19 protein-coding genes are annotated in these 19,837 nt (G+C 73.2%); 11 read left to right on the forward strand and 8 right to left on the reverse strand.

The window, feature by feature from the left end; genetic code table 11:
* Positions 1-74 precede the first annotated feature (74 nt).
* Positions 75-701, forward strand: a complete 627-nt coding sequence (locus A6A25_RS04935; RefSeq protein ID WP_073886547.1) for a hypothetical protein — start codon at positions 75-77, stop codon at positions 699-701.
* A 34-nt stretch (positions 702-735) separates the two neighbouring features.
* On the opposite strand, the gene A6A25_RS04940 is transcribed toward A6A25_RS04935, so the two are convergent.
* Positions 736-1,296 (reverse strand): GNAT family N-acetyltransferase, encoded by a 561-nt coding sequence (locus A6A25_RS04940; protein ID WP_073886548.1) that lies wholly within the window; start codon positions 1,294-1,296, stop codon positions 736-738.
* A complete protein-coding gene (locus tag A6A25_RS04945; protein WP_073886549.1) occupies positions 1,293-1,793 on the reverse strand; it encodes a YbaK/EbsC family protein in 501 nt (166 codons plus the stop codon). Before A6A25_RS04945 ends, A6A25_RS04940 begins: the two co-directional genes overlap by 4 nt.
* Positions 1,794-1,975: 182 nt before the next feature.
* Here A6A25_RS04945 and A6A25_RS04950 point away from each other — a divergent pair, with 182 nt between their 5' ends.
* Positions 1,976-2,389: an SAV_6107 family HEPN domain-containing protein gene (locus A6A25_RS04950; RefSeq protein ID WP_073886550.1), complete on the forward strand. Its 414-nt coding sequence runs from the start codon at positions 1,976-1,978 to the stop codon at positions 2,387-2,389.
* On the forward strand, positions 2,386-3,150 hold the full coding sequence (locus A6A25_RS04955; RefSeq protein ID WP_073886551.1) for a maleylpyruvate isomerase N-terminal domain-containing protein: 765 nt from the start codon (positions 2,386-2,388) through the stop codon (positions 3,148-3,150). Before A6A25_RS04950 ends, A6A25_RS04955 begins: the two co-directional genes overlap by 4 nt.
* A gap of 70 nt (positions 3,151-3,220) precedes the next feature.
* Here the strand turns inward: A6A25_RS04955 and A6A25_RS04960 are convergent, their stop codons facing one another.
* Together A6A25_RS04960 and A6A25_RS04965 are read right to left on the reverse strand one after the other, a co-directional pair.
* The gene (locus A6A25_RS04960) at positions 3,221-4,804 is read right to left on the reverse strand and encodes an alkaline phosphatase D family protein (protein WP_073886552.1); all 1,584 of its coding nucleotides are present in this window, start codon (positions 4,802-4,804) and stop codon (positions 3,221-3,223) included.
* A gap of 27 nt (positions 4,805-4,831) precedes the next feature.
* A complete protein-coding gene (locus A6A25_RS04965; RefSeq protein ID WP_073886553.1) occupies positions 4,832-5,977 on the reverse strand; it encodes a carboxylate-amine ligase in 1,146 nt (381 codons plus the stop codon).
* 103 nt (positions 5,978-6,080) lie between these two features.
* On the opposite strand from A6A25_RS04965, the gene A6A25_RS04970 reads away from it, so the two are divergent.
* A complete protein-coding gene (locus A6A25_RS04970) occupies positions 6,081-6,431 on the forward strand; it encodes a VOC family protein (protein ID WP_073886554.1) in 351 nt (116 codons plus the stop codon).
* A gap of 3 nt (positions 6,432-6,434) precedes the next feature.
* Here A6A25_RS04970 and A6A25_RS04975 read toward each other — a convergent pair whose 3' ends face one another.
* Complete coding sequence (locus A6A25_RS04975) at positions 6,435-6,809, reverse strand: hypothetical protein (RefSeq protein WP_143192960.1); 375 nt, start codon at positions 6,807-6,809, stop codon at positions 6,435-6,437.
* Between the two features lie 134 nt (positions 6,810-6,943).
* Here A6A25_RS04975 and A6A25_RS04980 point away from each other — a divergent pair, with 134 nt between their 5' ends.
* The 4 genes from A6A25_RS04980 (at position 6,944) to A6A25_RS04995 (ending at position 10,200) form a co-directional block, all read left to right on the forward strand.
* A complete protein-coding gene (locus tag A6A25_RS04980; RefSeq protein ID WP_073886556.1) occupies positions 6,944-7,132 on the forward strand; it encodes a hypothetical protein in 189 nt (62 codons plus the stop codon).
* A gap of 105 nt (positions 7,133-7,237) precedes the next feature.
* Positions 7,238-8,461, forward strand: a complete 1,224-nt coding sequence (locus A6A25_RS04985; protein WP_158073680.1) for an MFS transporter — start codon at positions 7,238-7,240, stop codon at positions 8,459-8,461.
* Positions 8,462-8,558: 97 nt separating this feature from the next.
* Positions 8,559-9,203, forward strand: a complete 645-nt coding sequence (locus A6A25_RS04990) for a GntR family transcriptional regulator (protein ID WP_073886558.1) — start codon at positions 8,559-8,561, stop codon at positions 9,201-9,203.
* Between the two features lies 1 nt (position 9,204).
* Positions 9,205-10,200, forward strand: a complete 996-nt coding sequence (locus A6A25_RS04995) for a 1-aminocyclopropane-1-carboxylate deaminase (protein ID WP_073886559.1) — start codon at positions 9,205-9,207, stop codon at positions 10,198-10,200.
* 304 nt (positions 10,201-10,504) lie between these two features.
* Here A6A25_RS04995 and A6A25_RS05000 read toward each other — a convergent pair whose 3' ends face one another.
* Entirely contained in the window at positions 10,505-15,052 is a 4,548-nt protein-coding gene (locus A6A25_RS05000) for an ATP-dependent helicase (protein WP_380735440.1), read from the reverse strand.
* A 77-nt stretch (positions 15,053-15,129) separates the two neighbouring features.
* On the opposite strand from A6A25_RS05000, the gene A6A25_RS05005 reads away from it, so the two are divergent.
* Together A6A25_RS05005 and A6A25_RS05010 are read left to right on the forward strand one after the other, a co-directional pair.
* Positions 15,130-17,058, forward strand: a complete 1,929-nt coding sequence (locus A6A25_RS05005; RefSeq protein WP_073886561.1) for an Hsp70 family protein — start codon at positions 15,130-15,132, stop codon at positions 17,056-17,058.
* Positions 17,059-17,109: 51 nt separating this feature from the next.
* Positions 17,110-18,327: an MFS transporter gene (locus A6A25_RS05010; protein ID WP_073886562.1), complete on the forward strand. Its 1,218-nt coding sequence runs from the start codon at positions 17,110-17,112 to the stop codon at positions 18,325-18,327.
* On the opposite strand, the gene A6A25_RS46205 is transcribed toward A6A25_RS05010, so the two are convergent.
* Positions 18,328-18,453, reverse strand: a complete 126-nt coding sequence (locus tag A6A25_RS46205; protein WP_274534288.1) for a hypothetical protein — start codon at positions 18,451-18,453, stop codon at positions 18,328-18,330.
* A 9-nt stretch (positions 18,454-18,462) separates the two neighbouring features.
* Positions 18,463-19,302, reverse strand: a complete 840-nt coding sequence (locus tag A6A25_RS05015) for a LysR family transcriptional regulator (RefSeq protein ID WP_073886563.1) — start codon at positions 19,300-19,302, stop codon at positions 18,463-18,465.
* Positions 19,303-19,373: 71 nt separating this feature from the next.
* Here A6A25_RS05015 and A6A25_RS05020 point away from each other — a divergent pair, with 71 nt between their 5' ends.
* A complete protein-coding gene (locus tag A6A25_RS05020) occupies positions 19,374-19,835 on the forward strand; it encodes a cupin domain-containing protein (RefSeq protein ID WP_073886564.1) in 462 nt (153 codons plus the stop codon).
* Positions 19,836-19,837 lie beyond the last annotated feature (2 nt).

Here is a 19,837-nt window from a genome sequence, read left to right on the forward strand (position 1 = left end):
GTCACCTCGGTTTCACGCCGAGGTCACCGTGTCCGGTGTTGGATGGGTGGGCGAACGACCATAGGGGGGACCTGATGACCGGACGTGCGAGGCGGGCCGCGCTCGGCGCGGTGCTGGCGGGCGCGTTGCTCGTCGCCGGCACCCCGGCGCACGTGCAGGCCCAACCGCTCGGTGACCAGGCCCAGTGGCGCATCCGCCAGGAAATCGTGGACCACGCCCTCCGCCAGGTCGGCCAGCGCGAAGGAAACGGCAACTACTACCCGCCGCAGTACCAGGTTGCGGGTCAGGGCGTGCTGCGGCCGGCCGAGTGGTGCGGCGTCTTCGTCAACTGGGCCTGGACGACCGCCGGCGTCCCGGACCGCCCGTCGATGCGGCCCGCTGCGGGCGCGTCGGTGCTGGACCAGGGGCACTGGGCGACGTACTGGCAGAAGTGGGGCAAGGCCAACGGCCGGTGGAAGGACATCGTCGAGCGCGACGTCGAGGCGGGTGACGCCGTGGTCTACGGCAACTACCCGGACATGCACGCGCACGTCGGCCTGGTGGTCGAGGTCAAGTACGACCGGACGGGCCGCAAGGCGACCCACGTGCGGACGGTCGAGGGCAACTTCGGCGACCGGGTCGTCTACTCGAAGCTGCGCAAGATCGAGGGCCTGAACGCGGGCAGGTACCTGCAGGCCTCCGGTTTCGTCTCGCCTTTCTGAGGCTTTGGTCTTCGAATCTTCCGGGCTTGCGCGTTCAGGTGATCGGAAGGGTGCGACCCAGCACGGCGAACGGCCGGGGGTCGCCGGTGAACTGGTAGTGCCGCAGCACGTCCACGAACCCCATCCGCCGGTACAGCCGCCAAGCCTTGCTCGGACCCTCCGGGGTGGACAGCAGCACGCGTGAGCTGGGCACGCCCTCCATCAGGTTCCGCAGCAACTGCTCGCCGACACCCCGCCCCTGCGCTCGCGGCAGCACGTGCAGCTCGGTCAGCTCGAAGTAGTCGTGCATCCACTCCTCGACCGCCTTCGGCCCGGACACCATGGTCAGGCCGTGCCGCACCTGCTCGTGCCACCACTGGCCTACCGAACCGCGATACCCGTACCCGATGCCGATCAGCTCGTCCCGCTCACCCAGCGCCACCACGCACCGCCACCCCTCGCGCAGCATGTGCGCCAACCACATGGGCGCGCGCTGCTCGGCGGTGCCGGGCGGGTAGTCCATGGCGCTGACGTAGAGCGCGAGGGCCTCGTCCAGCCGGGAGTTCAGCTCCCGCGCGGACAGCGTGACGATCCGCTGGGACGGCGCGGCGGTCACTGGGCGACCTCGGCCGGTGTGCCGCCGGTCAGGTCGAGCAGTCCCGCGTACGTCGTCGGGTAGACGGCGTGCGGGTGCCCGGCCGCCGCCCACACCGCCTCGTACTGCTCCAGCGCCACGTCCACGAACGTCATGATCGGCGCCGGGTGCCCCACCGGCGAGACACCGCCGATGACCTGACCGGTGTGCTCGCGCACGAACGCGGGCGTGGCGCGTTCGATCGAATCCGCACCCGCCAGCACCGCCAGCCTCGTCGTGTCCGCCCGGTGCGCGCCGGAGGTGAGCACGAGCAGCGGCGAGGCGACGCCGTCCCGAACGGCGGCGAACACCAGGCTGTTGGCGATCGCGCCGACCGGCACGCCCACCGCCTCGGCCGCCGCGGCGGCGGTGCGGACGGCGTCGGCCAACACGCGGATCCCGTTCGCTGCCTCGTGGTGGCCCGCCTCGGACAGTGCGGCGGCCACCTTGCGGATGCCGGGGTGGTCGAGTGCGCTCACCTGTTCATAAGACCACGCGTGGTCGGGTTGAGGAGTGCCGGGCCGGCAGGATAGTCTGGTCTGGCTCGAACGTTTGTTCGAGCAATGCCTTGGTGGTGGGGCGGGGGAAGCGCCCCACCACCAAGTGCCGCCGTCTCCCCGCGGCGGTCGTCGCTGTCCCGACGCCGCGAGGAGGCCGCGAGATGACTCAGACCTTCCCCCGCCGCATTCCCCTCCCGCTACCACCGGCGTCGGCGGTGACCCTGCTCGGACAGGCCCGTGAGTGCCTGGCCGAGGCCGAACGGGACCCGAACCCGCCCACCCGCTTCGCCACGGCCTACCTGGCCGCGATGAGGGCCGCGGCGGCCGTGCTGGCGGCTCGGGGCCGTCCCCACCGGGGCCGGGCCAAGCCGACCAGCGTGTGGGTCCTGCTGTCCTCCCTCGCGCCGGAGCTGCGCGAGTGGGCCGCGTTCTTCGCCGAGTGCTCGGCGACGCGCGCGGCCGTGCTGGCGGGCATCACCAGGCAGGTCACCCAGCGCGCAGCCGACGACCTGGTGCGCCAAGCGGCGCAGTTCACCGAGTTGGTCGACGAGATCATGTACGAGGACGGACTGTGAGCAGGGGACTGGTCGCCTACGACCGCCTGATCGACGTAGTGGAAACCGAAGCGGAGCGCCTGGCGGCGTCGGCCGAGGGACAGCGCCCGGAACGCCAGGTGCCCGCGTGCCCCGGGCTCAACCTCGGGGAGACGGCGCGGCACGTGGGCAGCACGTACCGGATGGTGTCGACGTGGCTGAGGGAAGGCAGCCAACCCCTGGTGTGGCAACAGGACCCGGAGCCGGGGCAGACGTTGCCGGAGTACGTGCGCGCGGGCGTGCGGCCGCTGGTGCGGGCGCTGTGCCCGCACGAACCGGACGACCCGTGCGAGACGTGGTGGCCCGCCGAGCGCAACCACAACTTCTGGGCACGGAGGCTGGCGCACGAGTCGACCGTGCACCGGATGGACGTGCAGGCGGCGGCCGGGCTGCCGGTCGACCCGGTGGACGACGACATCGCCGAGGACGGCGTGGACGAGATCCTCACCCTCTGGCTGGGGCACCGGTTGGACATCCTCGGCGTGCGCGGCACGCGTGAGGGGACCGTGGCGATCCGCGCGGGTGAGAAGGTGTGGCTGGCCACGACCGGCCCCGACCCGGCGGTGGCGCGACTGGTCACCGAAGAGGAAGCCGGTGCCGCGAACGGCGAGGTGACCGGAACCCCGATGCAGGTCTACCGCTGGCTGTGGGGCCGCATCCCGGACCGCGACCTGCCGCCGACCACCGGCGACCACGACGCGATCGCCCAGCTGTGGGCGTTGCTGAGGCTGGCCACCAAGTGACGACGTGCGCCCGCCGCCGGCCACCCGACCTGTGTCCCGCGGCGGGCGCACCACACCCGGAGCACCGCCCTCACAGCGCCAGCGCGGTGACCTCCTCCAACCCGTCGCCCTTCGCCGTCTCCAACCGGAACCGCGCCGCGCGCCCGTCGACCTCCAGCACGCCGACCGAGTTGCCGAAGTGCGGCCCGCTGAGCTTGTGCCACCCCACCGGGTCCGGCGAGATGCCGCGCCGGTCGGCCCACCACCGCAGCACGCGCGCGATCGGCTTCGACCACGACAGCCGGAACGCGGGCCGGAACACCCACGGCGGATCGTTGTGCACGGGCGAGCACACGAGCTGGTACACCTTCGCGTCCACCGACGAGGCGAACGTCGCCCGTGCCGCGTAGCTGTGGTGCACGTCCCCGGACAGCACGCACACCGTGCCGGGAGCGTCGTCGGACCGCGAGATCCGCTCCAGCAACCGGGCCAGCCGCTCGAACGACGCCCGGAACGCGGGCCAGTGCTCCAGGTCCGCGACCTGCCGCACCTTCTCGCCGACCCGGCCGCGCCACCCCGGCAGGCCCGCCATCCGCTCGTTCAGCGACTGGAAGTGGCTCAACGCGTGCGGCATCAGCCACGGCAGCGACGAGCCGATCAGCAGGTGGTCGAAGTCGCCGCGGGCGTTCTCCTCGATCCAGTCGAACTCCCGGTCGCCCACCATCAGCCGTCGCGGCCCGGACAGGATCCGCCCGCTGCGCGTGTCGATCACCAGCAGCCGCACCCGGCCGAAGTCGCGCCGGTAGCTCCACCGCGTCGACTTGCCGCCGTCGACCTCGCGGTCGGCCTGCTCGGCGAAGTCCTCCAGCAACGGTTGCACGTCACCGCCGGAGGACCGCACCTTGGCGTACAGCTCGTCGGTCGCCAGCTCGTCCGGGCTGAGGTTGCCCAGGTGCTGGTACACCCAGTACGACGCGAGCCCGGCCCGGATGCGCTCCGGCCACCAGCGCTTGGCCGCCATCTGCTCGCGCCACGTGCGCGAGGTGTTCCAGTCGTCGCGCACGTCGTGGTCGTCGAAGATCATCGACGTCGGCACCACGGACATCAGCCAGCGGATCTCCGGATCCGACCACGACTCGTGGTACAGCTCGGCGTACTCGCGGAACGACACCACCTCGCCCGCCGGCTCCGGTCTGCGCTCGGCCAGCCACCGCGTGACGCGCGGCGTCGGTTCGTCGGCGTAGACCTGGTCGCCGAGCAGCACCAGCGCGTCCGGCCACCGCTCCCGCGGCTCGTCCTTCATCCGCAACGCGTACGCGTCCAGCGCGTCGGGGCCGAGCTTGTCCGCCGCACCGTCGACGACGTCACCCTTGGCGGCACGGCACGACCCGAACAGCAGCCGCCGCACCGGCGTGGTGCGGATGCACGGCGGCGGGAACGGCGAGTCCGGCCGCGGCCACACCACGTCACCGTCCAGCCGCACGTCGTAGGCGGTGGTGGCGTCCGGTGCCAGGTTCTCGACCACCACCAGCGCGAAGTGCTGCTCGCCGACCTGGAACGTCTCCGCCCGGTGACCCGCGACGGCGACCTCGCAGGCGGTGTCCGTCTCGACCCACACCGTCGCCGAGGTGGAGTCGACGTGCCGCAGCACCGGACCGAGGACCAGGTCAGCCATTCGTGAAAGGTAGCGCGGGAGCCGGGGTCAGCGGCGTGCGGCGTGCGGCCCGATCACGGGCGCCTGCCGATCGGTCCGGACGACCAGCTGGTCCACCACGTCACGCAGGTCGCCGCGGTGGGCGTGCGCTTGGCGTTGCTGTCGCGCTCCGCCACCGTGTCGGCACAGGTGGCGCAGCACGGTTCGCACCTCCGTGAGCTCGCCGAACCCGTCGAGCACGGGCGCGACGTCGTCCAGCAGGCGGCGCACGAGGTGCGGCAGCGGTCGCAGGCGGCCGTCGTGCGGGTCGTTGCCCTGGCCGGTGCAGCCGTCCCGGGCGGCACGCCAGTAGGCCGCGCCCAGCACGTGGTCGGCCACGGCGGGACCGGTGTCGCCCCGCCGGACGCGGTCGAGGGCGAGGACGGCCATGGCGCGCACGAGCGCGGCGAGGGCGACCACCTGCTCGACGTCGGTCACGGCGTCCATGGGACGGATCTCGATGGTCGGCAGGTGGGCGCTGGGACGCACGTCCCAGAACAACGTCGCCTCGTCCACCAGGGCGCCCGCCTCCATCAGCCGGGAGACGGCCTGGTCGTACTCGTCGGCGGAAGCGAAGTGGGGCGGTGGGCCGGACACCGGCAGCAGCTGCGTGACCATCGTGCGCCAGCAGGCGTAACCGGTGTCGCGGTGGTCGTGGAACGGCGAGTTGGCGGCCAGCGCGATCAAGACCGGCAACCAGGGGCGCAGGTGGTTGCCGACCAGCACCGCGTGCTCGCGGTCGGGCATGGCCACGTGGACGTGCGTGGCGCACACCGCCGAAGTGTCCGTCACGGCACCGTAACGGCGTTGTCCTTCCCGGTACCGGGGGTCCTCACGCACCGGTGGCGGGAGGCGCGCCCCCAGCACCGGTGTCCCCGACGCGTACACCGTCAACCCCTCGCGCAGCGCCGCCTCCCGGACCGCCGCCCTCATCCCGAGCACCTGGTCGCGCACCTCCTCGATACCGCCGCACGGCGCCGTCTTGGCCTCCACCTGGTACTCGGTGAACTCGCCGCTGACCTGCTCGCCCAGCGCCCGTTCGGCGACGGGCAGCACCTGCGACGCGCACGGCGCGACAGTCCGGGTCCGGGGATCGACCAGGAAGTACTCCTCCTCGATCCCCACGGTGGGGCGCGCGTGGTGCTTCGGCGTCACGGCCTGCAGGGTTCCCCGTGACGCGGGATCACACCGGCAACCACCCGGTCGAGCACCGTTTCTCCGGCGAGAGGACCCCTGCCCCGGGCGCTACCGTCGGACCATGGCAACGAGGTGGCACGACGTCGTGGTCGATTCGGCCGATCCCGCCGCACTCGGCCGGTTCTGGGCGGCCCTGCTCGACCGGCGGATCACCGGCGAGCACGCGGACGAGGTGGACGTGGCGCTCGGCAACGGGCAGGAACTGGTGTTCGGGCTCGTGGCCGACCCGAAGGCGGTGAAGAACCGGATCCACCTCGACCTCACGTCCACGTCGCCGGACGACCAAGCGGCGATCGTGGCGCGGGCGGTGGAACTGGGCGCGAAACCGGTCGACATCGGGCAGATCGACGTGCCGTGGGTGGTGCTGGCCGACCCGGAGGGCAACGAGTTCTGCGTGCTGACACCCCGGTGACCCTCAGCCGTGCTCGGCGGGCGGTAGCGCGAACCACCGGCGGCTCGCGGGCAGGTACTGCAGCACGATCGCGGGCACGACGAAGAGCAGCGTGATGATCGCCAGGCCCGACAGCGCACCGAGCACGGTGAGCACGGCCCGGTTGTCGTAGCCGAACCGCAGCCTGCTGCCGAACCTCCAGATCACCACCGCGAACGCGAGCGCGAACGTGCCTCGCGTGACGTCGCCGTAGGTCCCGAAGGCGCGCAGTGCCTCGAAACCGTAGGCGAGGGTGAGGAGCACGCCTTCACTGATCCACAGCACCGCCGCGGCCGTGACGGTGCCCGGCCGCGGCACGTGGTAGGCCGCCGGCGGCGGGAACTGGACTTCTGGCGACACGGCGTACCCCTCTCCGTCGGGCGGTTCGGTGCCATCGTCGGCGGCGTCACGCCGCCCCGGGATCGGTTGGCACCAACCGGACACGCCACATCGCGCCTTGACCGGCGTGCCCGGCATGCTGAACCATGGTTTCCTTGCTGGACAACGAAGAACTGGCCCGTTCCTCGGTCGTCGCGAACAACACCATGAATCGCGAACGCCGACTCACCGGCTCCAACGGCTACGGCCGCTACCTCGGCGCCGACGACCGGGCCGGACCCAACTACACCGGCCAGCCGGCGGTGCACTCGTACTACGCCGACGCGTCCGCGAAGCAGGGGTAGCCCTCCCGCTGCTGCGCCGGTAGGTGCCCTCGTGCCCGCTGATCGACCACTCCCACGCCTCTCGGCTCCGCGGATTGTCGGTGGGTGCCGGCACCGTACGGTCCCGTGCCCCGGCTTGTGCCCGCGCTGCTGCGCGACCCGACGTTCCGCTGGTACTTCATCGCCCGGACCTCCTCCCACTTCGGTGACGGCCTGATCGGCACGGCGCTGGTCTTCGGCTCGTTGCGGCTCGGCGCGTCGCTGACCGAGGTCGGACTGGTGCTGCTCGTCGGCCGGTTACCGGTGGTGGTGTTCACGCTCGTCGGCGGGGTGGTGGGCGACCTGGTGTCGCGTCGGGACGTCATGCTCGCCGCCGACGTCGTCCGCTGCGCCTCCCAGGGCCTGACGGCCGCGCTGTTGATCACCGGCGTCGGGACGCTGTGGCACCTGGCCGCGTTGCAGGCGGTGGCGGGCGCGGCGAACGCCTTCTTCGCCCCCGCCGCAGCGGGCCTGGTCGCCGACGTGGTGCCCCAGGAGCAGCGCCATCAGGCCAACGCCTTGGTCAACGCCGCCCAGAACGCCGCGACGCTCCTCGCCCCGGTGGTGTCCGCGGTGCTGGTGGAGACGGTCGGGGCGGGCGCGTCCTTCGCGGTGGACGCGGCCACGTTCGCGGTCAGCGCCGCCGCGCTCGTCGCGCTGAAAGTCCCGGACAGGCCGATGCCGCCACGGCCCGCACTGCTCGACGCCGCACGGCACGGGTGGCGCGACTTCCGCGCCCGCCCCTGGTTGCAGGCCACCACGATCCAGGTCGCCGTCATCAACGGCGCCTGCATCTCCCCGTTCCTGGTCCTCGCCCCGGTCATCGCCGATCAGCAGCTGGGTGGCGCTCTGGCCTGGGGGTTCATCGCCAACGGCTACGCCGTCGGCGCGCTGCTGGGCAGTGCCCTGGCCCTGCGCCGGCGACCGCGACGCCCGCTGCTGGTGGCCGTCACCGTCCCGGTCGCCCTGGCACCGCTGCTGGCCCTGCTCGCCGCCGGCGCGCCGGTCCCGATCCTCGTCGCAGCGGCCGTCCCCGCCGGGGTGCAGGCCGGCCTCTACGCCGTGCTCACCCAGACCGCGCGGCAGGTTCACGTGCCCGCCGACCTCGTCGCCAGGGCCACCGGCTTCTCCACCGTCGTCGGCCTGGCCGCCGCGCCGCTGGGCATGGCCCTGGCCGGACCGGCGGCCGAGCTCATCGGCACGGACGCCGTGCTCCTCGCCGGCGCGGCGATCGCCGTGCTGAGCGCACCACTGGCGCTCGGCGTGCGCTCCGTCCGGCAACTCCCGGCCGAGCCCGCACCCGCCGACTGACCCCGGAACGGCGCGGCCGCTCACCTTTACCGCGCCCCACCCACCCCGGCACGCGCTTCCTGGCGATCATCCGGCGGAGCGTCTACAGTGCGCTGGTATGCAATATATTACTCGGGCGCTGTTCCGGGACCAGGCGCTGACCGCGATCCGCGAGGCGATCCTGGGTGGCGACCTGGCGCCCGGCGTGCCGATCAAGGACGTGGAGCTGGCCGAGCGGCTGGGGCTGTCCCGGACGCCGGTGCGCGAGGCGTTGGCCCGGCTGGCCGACGAGGGCCTGGTCGAGAGCAAGCCGCACAGCTACACGCGGGTCACACCGCTGGACACGGCGGCGGTGCGTGACGCGCACGTCGTCGTCCAGGCCATGCACGCGCTGGCCGCCCGGCTGGCCACGCCACGCGTTGTCGGCGCCGACCTGGATGCCATGCGTGCCGCGAACACGGCGTTCGCCCACGCCCTGGCCAACGGCGACGTGCCCGCCGCGCTCGCCGCCGACGACGAGTTCCACGCGGTGGCCGTGCGGCGGGCCGACAACTTCGCCGTGTCGGCCACCATCGAGCGCTACACGCCGCTCGTGCGCCGGCTGGAACGGCTGCGGTTCGCCGCGCCGACCGGCCGCCACTCGGTGGCGATGCACGACGAGATCATCACCGCCTTCGCCGCGGCCGACGCCGACCTCGCGGTCCGGCTGGTCGAGCGGAACTGGGCGACGTTGGCCGACCTGCTCCCGGTTGAGGAGAACTGACATGGCGCTGAACGACTTCGAGCGGTTCCCGCTGACCTTCGGCCCGTCGCCGGTGCACAAGCTGGAACGGCTGACCAGGCACCTCGGCGGTGCGCAGGTGTGGGCCAAGCGGGAGGACTGCAACTCCGGGTTGGCCTACGGTGGCAACAAGACCCGCAAGCTGGAGTACCTGGTGGCCGAGGCGTTGGCGACGGGTTGTGACACGTTGGTGTCCATCGGCGGCGTGCAGTCGAACCACACGCGCCAGGTCGCCGCGGCGGCGGCACGGGCCGGGCTGAAGTGCGTGCTGGTGCAGGAGAGCTGGGTCGACTGGCCGGACGCCGTGTACGACCGAGTCGGCAACATCCTGCTGAGCCGCCTGATGGGCGCCGAGGTGCGGTTGGTGGAGGCGGGCTTCGGCATCGGCGTGAAACCCGCGTGGGAGCAGGCGATCGAGGACGTGCGTGCCGCCGGCGGCACGCCGTACGCCATCCCGGCGGGCGCGTCGGACCACCCGTTGGGCGGGCTCGGCTTCGCCGGCTGGGCGGCCGAGGTCGAACGGCAGGAGGCCGAGCTGGGGGTGCGGTTCGACACGATCGTCGTGTGCTCGGTGACCGGCAGCACGCAGGCGGGCATGGTCGCCGGTTTCGCCGGCAGCGGGCGGAGGATCATCGGCATCGACGCCTCCGCCGAGCCGTGCGACACCCGCAACCAGATCACGCGCATCGCCAAGAACACGGCGGGCCTGCTCGGCGTCGAGGTGACCGACGAGGACGTCATCCTCGACGAACGGTTCCACGAGGGCATCTACGGCGTACCGGGCGAGTCCACTGTGGACGCCATGAAGCTCGGTGCCCGACTGGAGGGCATGATCACCGACCCGGTGTACGAGGGCAAGTCGCTGGCGGGCCTGGTGGAACTGGTCTCGACCGGCGAGATCCCGCGCGACTCCACGGTCTTGTACGCCCACCTCGGTGGCCAGCCCGCGCTCAACGCCTACAGCGCCCTGTTCCGTTGAGGTGCGCACCGGTCCGGTGAGCGTTCCGTGAGGGGCCTGGTGAGCGTTCCGTGAGGCTGAGCGTTCCGTGCGCGCGAGGGCGGCGGTCAGGTCGGTCTGCGGGGTCGTCCGTTGGTCGATGAGGGGTGTCGGTCGGGGCTGTGGGGGTTCGGTTTGTGGGGTTCGTCTTGGGGGCGGGCGGAGCGGTTCGCCGTGCGCCGCCGCCTCCTTTCATTCCGGCAACGTCGATGGTCGGCGAAAAGTTCCTTGGTGGCTTGCACTTTCGGGTGATCCGTGGGGGGCGGTTGCGGGCTCGTTGGTTGGGTCATGCCCGAAGCCGCAAACCCTTGGGCGTGGCGCGGAAGCCTGCTTCTTGGAGGATGCCGGCCAGTCGGGAGCCCAGGGCCACCTCGCCGTCTGCCCGCTGCACGGCCAGTTGACCCAGCCAGCCGTCGCGCACGGCCCGGCTCAGGGCCTGTGCGGCCGCACGCAACGATTCCTCCTCCTCCGTGAACGACAGCAGCGACCGGCCGCCCCGTTCGACGTAGAGCGTGGCCAGGCCGTCCACCAGCACGACCAGCGCACCCGACTTGCGGCCCGGTCGGTGTTTGCCCTCGCCCGACGGGTCCGGCCAGGCCAGCGCCGCGCCGTACGGCTGCGCCGGGTCGGCCGCCGCCAGCACCACGGCGTCCGGAGTGCCCGCGTGCTCCTGGCCGGGCGGTCTGGACGACGCGCGCAGCCGGTCCACCGCGCCCCTTGCCGCGAACTGCGCCGCGCCGAGCCCTTCGACCACGTACCCGCGCACGACCTGCCCGGACTCCTCCATCGCCCGCAGCACCCGGTACACGCCGCTGAACCCGCCGGTCACCCGCTCGGTGTCCAACGCGCCCCGCGTCAGCACGCCGTGCCGCTCCAGGAACGCCTCGGCCCGCGCGTGCGCCCGCCGCGTCGCGTCCGCCGCCGGCACCACGGCCAGCGACCACCGGCCCGCCACGGTCGGCGGCCCGGTGCGGCTGGGCATGTCCGGTCTGCCGGCCCGCATCCGCGCATACCGGCCACGTGGCGCGGCCCGCCGGGGCTTGTGCGCCGTGCCGCCGCCCGCGACCAGCGCACGCAGCGGCGCCAACGTGTCGTTGGTGACCACGCCCGCCCACACCAGGTCCCACAGCGCGCCGACGACCTCGCCGTCCGTCGTCGGCCCCTGCAACGACACCCGGTCGACCACCTGCCGGAAGAACAGCGCACCGCCGCCCAACGCCTCCACCACGGCCGTGTGCAGCGACGAGTCCGGCATCGCCTCCAAAACCAGGTCCGGCAGCAGCAGGTCGGCCACGTCGGTCGGCGCCAACGCGATCCAGCCGTCACCACCGGCCAGCGAGCCGCACCCCGTCCACGTCACCTCGCCGGACGCGGTCAGCTCGTCCAGCAGCGCCGGGCTGTAGCCGGGCAGCCGCGCGGGCAGGATCAGCGACTCCACCGCGCTCGCGGGCAGCGGCGCGCCGGCCAGCTGCTCGACCACCGAGTACACGTCGTCCACCGTCGGCGCGGACCGCAGCCGCCGACCGACCCCGTGCCAGCTCGGCAGGAACCGGCCCAGCGCGGCGGGCTCCACCGGCTCCACCTCGGCCCGCAACCGGGCCAGCGACGCACGCCGCAGTCGCCGAAGCACCTCGGCGTCGCAGTACTCGGTGTGCGTGCCACCGGGCCGCAGCTCACCGCGCACCAGTCGACCGGTCGCGGCCAACCGCTCCAGCACCCCGGTCACCACGGCCACGCCGAGCCCGAACCGCTCCGCCACCTCCACCGCCGGGAACGGCCCGTGCGTGCGCGCGTACCGCGACAACAAGTCGCCCAACGGGTCGGCCACCGGCTCGGTGAACACCTCCGGCACGCCCACCGGCAGCGCCACGCCCAACGCGTCACGCACCCGGCCCGCGTCCTCGATGCCGATCACCCGGTCCTCGCCCGCGATGCGCACCCGGATCGCCCGCCGCTGCGCCACCAAGTCCGCCAGCCACTCCGGCCGCACGCCCCGCGCCAGCGCCTCCGCCTCGGACAGGTCACCGAGGAACCGCAGCAGGTCCGCCGCACCTTCCGCGTCACGCGCGTGCCGGTCCGGTGCCAGGCGCTGCAGGTTCCGCTCGACCTCCTCGACCACCTCCGGGTCCAGCAGCTCCCGGATCGCCTCGGAGCCCAGCAGCTCCGCCAGCAGCGCCGAGTCCAGCGACAACGCCGCCGCCCGCCGCTCCGCCAGCGGCGCGTCCGCCTCGTACAGGAACATCCCGACATACCCGAACAGCAGGCTGCGCGCGAACGGCGACGGCGACGGCGTCTCCACCTCCACCACGCGCACCCGCCGTGCGCGGATGTCGGTCATCAGCTCGCGCAGGCCGGGCACGTCGTACACGTCCTGCAGGACCTCGCGCATCGCCTCCAGCACGACCGGGAAGCTCTCGTACTTCGCCGCCACCGACAGCAGCTGCGCCGCCCGCTGCCGCTGCTGCCACAACGGCGAGCGCTTGCGCGGATCACGCCGGGGCAGCAGCAGCGACCTCGCCGCGCACTCCCGGAACCGGGCCGCGAACAGCGCCGACCCGCCCACCTCGGCCACCACGACCTGCTCGACCTCCTCCGGATCGAGCAGCACGTCCTCCGCACCCGCCACGACCTGAGCGCCGTCCAGGTCGACCGCGTCGGGCAGCCGGATCACGATCCCGTCGTCGGAGTGCGCCGCCTGCACCTCGATGCCGCGCCGCCGCTCCCGCAACCGGGCCGCGATCGCCAACGCCCACGGCGCGTTGACCTGCGCCCCGAACGGCGAGTGCACCACCAGTCGCCAGTCGCCCAGCTCGTCGCGGAACCGCTCCACCAGCACGACCCGGTCGTTGGGCACGTGCCTGGTCGCCTCACGCTGCTCGCCCAGGTAGGCCAGCAGGTTCGAGGTCGCCCACGCGTCCAGCCCGGCCGACGCGGTCCGCTCCGCCGCCGCCGAGTCGTCCATCGTGGACACTTCACGCAGGAATTTCCCCAGCGCCCGCCCCAGCTCCAGCGGACGGCCCGGTGCGTCGCCCTTCCAGAACGGCATCCGCGCGGGCTGACCGGGCGCGGGCACCACGATCACCCGGTCGTGGGTGATGTCCTCGACCCGCCACGACGACGTGCCCAGCAGGAACGTGTCGCCGACCCGCGACTCGTAGACCATCTCCTCGTCCAGCTCGCCCACCCGCGAGCCGGGGCCGCGCTCGGACGGCGGCGTCATCACCGCGAACAGCCCCCGGTCGGGGATCGTGCCGCCCGACGTCACCGCCAGCCGCTGCGAGCCGGGCCTGCCGCGCAGCTCGCCGGTGATTCGGTCCCACGTGATGCGGGGCCGCAGCTCGCCGAACTCCTCGCTCGGGTACCGGCCCGCGAGCATGTCGAGCACGGCCTGCAGCGCCGATTCCGGCAGCGCGGCGAACGGTGCGGCCCGCCGCACCAGCCCGGACAGCGCCTCGACCGTCCACGTCTCCATCGCCACCATCGCCACCACGTGCTGCGCGAGCACGTCCAGCGGGTTGCGCGGGTACCGCACGGCCTCGATCGCGCCGTCGCGCATCCGCTCCGCCACCACCGCGCACGACACCAGGTCGCCCCGGAACTTGGGGAACATCACCCCGCGCGACACCGCGCCCACCTGGTGCCCGGCCCGGCCGACGCGCTGCAACCCGGACGCCACCGTCGGCGGCGCCTCCACCTGCACTACCAGGTCGACCGCGCCCATGTCGATGCCCAGCTCCAGCGACGACGTCGCCACCACGCACGGCAACCGACCGGACTTCAGCTCCTCCTCGACCACCACCCGCTGCTCGCGCGACATCGAGCCGTGGTGCGCGCGGGCGATCGCGGCCGAGCGCTGGGTCGTGACGCCGGACTGGGCGGGCGCCTCGGCGGGGAACCGCTCCAGCTCGAAGGCCTCCTCGGCCAGCTCGTTGAGCCGCGCGGTGAGCCGTTCGGCCAACCGCCGCGAATTGGCGAACACGATGGTGGACCGGTGCTGCCGGACCAGCTCCAGCACCCGCTGCTCGACCGACGGCCAGATCGACGCCCGCTGCTCCGCGCCCGCCGCCGACCCCGACACCTCGCCGGTCGGTTCGCCGAGCACCGACATGTCCTCGACCGGCACCTCGACCTGGACCTCGATCGTCTTGGGCGTCTTCGGCTGCACGACCCGCACCGGCCGCCCACCGGCGAGGAACGAGCTCACCTCCTCGACCGGCCGGACCGTCGCGGACAGCCCGATCCGCTGGGCGGGCCGCTCCAGCAGCGCGTCCAGCCGTTCGAGGGACAACGCCAGGTGCGCGCCGCGCTTGGTGCCCGCCACCGCGTGCACCTCGTCGACGATCACCGTCTCCACACCGCGCAACGACTCCCGCGCGGCCGACGTGAGCACCAGGAACAGCGACTCCGGCGTGGTGACCAGCACGTCCGGCGGTGTCCGGGCGAACGCCCGCCGCGCGTCCGCGGGAGTGTCGCCGGTGCGCATGCCGACCGTGACGTCCGGCTCGGGCAGCGACAGCCGGTGCGAGGCCTGCCGGATGCCCGCCAACGGCGCCCTCAGGTTGCGCTCCACGTCCACCGCCAGCGCCTTCAGCGGCGAGACGTACAACACCCGGCACCGCCGCTTCGGCTCGGCGGGCTTGGGCTCCGACGCCAGCCGGTCCAGCGCCCACAGGAACGCGGCCAGCGTCTTGCCCGAGCCCGTGGGTGCGATGACCAGCGCGTGCTCGCCGGCAGCCGCCGCCTCCCACGCGCCCGCCTGCGCCGCCGTGGGCGCGGCGAAGGCCCCGGCGAACCACTGCCGGGTCGCGGGGGAGAACGCGGCCAGAGCATCCATGCCGTCCATAGTGAACCCGGGGTACGACAATTTCGGGTTGTGGCACGATCACCCCGTTCACATCAAAGGGGTGGATCGTGCGCGTCCTGTCCGTTGACCTGGGCACTTCCAACACCGTCGCGGTGCTCGCCGCGCACGGCAGGCCGCCCAGGGTCGTGGAGGTGGACGGCTCGGCCACCATGCCGTCGGCCGTGTACTGCGAAGAGGACGGCACGCTGGTCGTCGGCCGGGACGCCGAGCGCCGCGCCCGCCTCGACCCGGCCCGGTTCGAGCCCAACCCCAAGCGCCGGGTGGACGACGGCGTGCTGCTGCTGGGCGACAACGTGGTGCCGGTCACCGACGCGCTGGCCGCCGTGCTGCGCCGCGTGCTGGACGAGACCACCCGCCAGCTGGGCGGCGAGCCGCTGGACGAGGTCCGCCTCACCCACCCCGCGCAGTGGGGCCCGACGCGCCGCAACGTGCTGCTGTCCGCGGCCCGCCTCGCGGGCGTGACCTGCGAGATCGTGCTGGTGCCCGAGCCGGTCGCCGCCGCCTCCCACTACGCCTCGCTGTCCGTCGGCCAGGCGCTGGCGGTCTACGACCTGGGTGCGGGCACGTTCGACGTGGCCATCGTCGGCGCCACCCAGAGCGGTTTCACCGTGCTCGCCGAGGACGGCCTGCCGGACCTGGGCGGCCTGGACGTCGACCAGGCGCTGCTGGAGCACGTCGGCAGGCAGGTCTCGCACCGCGACCCGGCGGCCTGGCAGCGGCTGCTGCGCCCCGAGTCAACCGCCGACCGCCGGGCCCGCCGCACGCTGCAGGAGGACGTGCGGGCGGCCAAGGAATCCCTGTCACGGCACGCGCACACCGAGGTGCCGATGCCGGAACCGTTCGAGGACGTGCTGGTCAACCGCACGGATCTGGAAGCGCTGGTCCGGCCGAGCATGATGCGCAGCGTCGAGCTGCTGGAGTCCACGATCCGCTCCACCGGCATGGCGCCCAACCAGCTCGCGGGCATCTACCTGGTCGGCGGCGCCAGCCGGATCCCGCTGGTCGCGACGATGATCGCCGAGCAGGTGCGGATCGTGCCGACGAGCCTGGACCAGCCCGAGACCTCGGTCGCCCTGGGCGCGCACCACGTGCCCAAGAACGGCGTCACGCCGAGGTCCCAGGAGCCGACCAGGCCCAAGGAGCCCGACACGGTCGTCACCAAGCCGGTGACCCCGCCCGGCGGGGTGTACCAGCAGAACCCGGCGGTCAGCGGCGCGCACCCGGTGAACCCGGCCGTCAGCGGCCCGTACCAGGTCAACCCGAGTTCCAGCGGCGCGTACCAGGTCAACCCCGGCACGAGCGGCGCCTACCAGGTCAACCCGGGCACCAGCGGCGCCTACCAGGTCTACCCGCAGACCGGGCCGCAGCAGTTCAACTTCCCGAGCGTCGGCGGGCGTGCCCAGCCCGAGTCGAAGAAGAAGCCCGACCGGAAGACCCTGCTCATCTCCGCGGGCGCGGCCCTGGTGCTGGTGCTGGGCGTGGTCGGCGGCATCTTCGCGTTCAGCGGGGTGGACGTGCCCAGCGCGCAGGAGTGCAAGAACGACACCCAGCTGGACGACAAGGGCTTCACCGAGTGCCTGCGCCTGCTCGCGGGCACGATCCCGGACACGAGCACGTGCAAGGCGGGCGGCACGCCCGGCGTGGGCGGCGTCAACGGCATCAAGGGCACCGTGGTCAGCTGCGCGGTGAAGGACGACTACTCGGTCCAGTACGTGCTCACCGAGACGGTCGTCGGCGCGCAGCACGGCGCGGAGGCCGTGGTGCGGTCGCTCAAGACCGACATGGTCGAGGCGCAGTGGGCGGGCAACGGGCTCAGCGGCAAGTACCGGGCCGCCGCGGACGGCGGGCTGGGGCTGCTCGTGTTCACCGCGAACGACCTGCCGCTGCTGGGCATCGTGACCAAGAGCGGCGGCGAGGAGTTGACCGCCGACCAGGTCGCGGACTTCTTCGAGGCCACGGTCCAACCCGGCACCTGAGACCCGGACGGTGGCTGGTAGGCCCCCGTCCCGCCTGGCACAGTCAAGATCATGACCGTGGTCGACGCCGTGCAGCGCAGGGTCCTGCGGGTGCTGGCGGTGACCCAGGTCCTCGGTGCGGCCGGCGTCACCATCGGCCTGGCGGTGAGCACGCTCATCGCGGCCGTGCTCGCCGACTCCGACGCGGTCGGCGGGATGGCGCAGACCGCCGCGGTGCTCGGCGCGGCCGTGTTCGCGCTGCCCGCGGCCCGGTTGGCGGCCCGTGCCGGACGCCGCCCCGCGCTGGTCCTGGGCTACGGCGCGGGCGCGGTGGGTGCGGCGGTGGCGGCGTGCGCGGTCGTGCTCGGCTCGTGGCACGTGCTGCTGGTCGCGCTCGTCCTGTTCGGTGCGGCGTCGAGCGCGAACCTCGCGGCCCGGTACGCGGGCGCGGACCTAGCCCACCCGCACCGCAGAGCGCGCTCGGTGGCGTTGGTGGTGTGGGCGGCGACGGTGGGCGCGGTGGTCGGGCCGAACCTGGCCGACCCGGCGGGGCGGGGTGCCGCGCGGCTGGGGCTGCCGGTGGGCGCCGGGCCGTACCTGCTGTCGGCCGTGCTGTTCGGCCTGGCCGCGCTCGTCGTCCTGCGGTTCCTGCGGCCCGACCCGCTCGCGCTGGCCCGGTCCGGCCTGCCGCCCGCGGTCGGCACCAAGCGGTCGATGGCGGTGTGGCGGTCCCTGCCCGCCGCGGGGAAGCTCGCGCTGGGCGGCGTGACGCTGTGCCACACCGCGATGGTGGGCCTGATGTCGATGACGCCGGTGCACATGGAGCACGCGGGGTCGTCGCTGCGCGTGGTGGGCGTGGTGATCAGCCTGCACGTCGCCGCGATGTACGCGGCCAGCCCGCTGTTCGGGTGGATGGCCGACCGGCTCGGCCGGGTGCCGGTGCTCGCGATCGGCGCGGCCCTGGTGGTCGCCGCGTCCGGCATCGCGGGCATGGCGCCCTCGCACGACGCGCCGCAGCTGGCCGCCGGGCTGGCGCTGCTGGCGTTCGGCTGGTCGGCGGGCGTGGTGGCGGGATCGGCGCTGCTCACCGAGTCGGTCGAGGTGGTGGACCGGCCGGCCGCGCAGGGCCTGTCCGACCTGTGCATGAACGTCGGCGGCGCGCTCGGCGGCGTCACGGCGGGCATCGTGGTGACCGCGTGGTCCTACGCCGCGCTGGGCCTGGTCGTCGGGTTCACCGCGCTGCCGCTGCTGGTGACGTGCCTGTTCGCGTCGTCACGGCGGGCGTGGTGATCAGCGCTTGCGGTTGTACCAGAGGGCGCGCACGCCGACCACGATCGCCGCGACGAGCACGGCGATCGTCGCGACCGTGGCGATCGGCGACGACAGGCCGGTGGGGTCTTCCTGCAACAACAACACAGGTCGAGGTTAGCGCGCCGCCGCGGCGAACTCGCGGACGCGGACCGTTTCGCCCGCCGTGCGCCAGACCAGTCCCCACGTCAGCCGCGGCGCGCCGACCAGCGGCAGGAACGCGATCCTCGGGCGGGCGAAGTAGCCGGCGGCGTGCGCGCCAAGCGGGCAGACGCCCTCGCCGTTGGCGATCGCGGTGAGCAGCTCCTGGAACGTCGTGACGGCCCGGCCACGCGTGATCGGCGCACCCTCGGGGGTCGTGTCACGCCAGTAGGCGGCGCGGAGGACCGTGTCCCGGGCCAGGTCCTCCAGGGTCACCGACGCCTGCCGGGTGAACGGGTGCGTGTCGCACACCGCCAGCACCAAGGGCTCCTCGAACACGACCGGCCCGGACGTCAGCCCCGGCTCGCCGACCGGGAACAACGTCACCAGCACGTCCACCTCGTCATCCCGGAGCAGCGAGAACGGGTCGGTGAACGGTGCCTCGCGGACCCGCACCTCGCTGTCGGGGTGCCGGGCGCGGAACCGGTCGAGGACGTCCGTGACGAGGTCCGCGATGGCCGGGGCCTCGAACCCGACGCGCAGCAGCGACGTCCCGCGTGCGGCCTCTGCAGCGCGCGCTACGCCGTCCACGATCTGCCGGTAGGCCGGCGCCAGGTCGTCACGCAGGCGGCGGCCGATGGGGGTGAGCGCGACCCGGCGGCTGGTCCGGTCGAACAGCGGCGCGCCGATGCGGCGTTCCAGCTGCTTGACGGACTGGCTGACGCGGGCCTGGGAGACGTGCAGCCGCTCGGCGGTGCGGCTGAAGTGCAGCTCCTCCGCCAGCGCCAGGAAGACCTCCAGGTCACGTCGTTCCATAACCGTGAGGTTATCGTTCCATCCGGTCTGCGTCGTTGTTCGGGCGCGTCCCGGCGACGAGTCTCGGGATCATGGAAAACACCCTGCTCGTCCGCGCCGACCAGGCCGAGAAGCTCGACGCCGACCCCGCCGCCGTGGTCACCCTCCTCGCCGACCTCGACGGCCTGACCGGCAACCGGTCCACGTTCCGCGACGGTGCGGACGGCGCGCCACCGCACTTCCACACCCGCGCCTCGGAGCTGTTCTTCGTGCTCGACGGCACGCTCCAGGTGCTGCTGGACCAGGACGTGGTGACCCTGGAGCGCGGCGACTTCCTGGTCGTGCCGCCACGCGTGCCGCACGCGTTCGGCGCGCTCAAGGGAGCCGACGCGGACGTCCTGTTCGTCTTCACGCCCGGCATGGGCCGGTTCGACTACTACCGCCTGCTCGACCGCGTGCAGCGCGGCGAGGCGAGCCCTCAGGAGATCCGCGACTCGCAGGACCGGTTCGACAACCACTACGTCGACAGCCCGGCCTGGAAGGCGGCGCGATAGCC

Source organism: Saccharothrix sp. CB00851, assembly GCF_001905065.1.
In the GTDB taxonomy this organism is placed as follows: domain Bacteria; phylum Actinomycetota; class Actinomycetes; order Mycobacteriales; family Pseudonocardiaceae; genus Actinosynnema.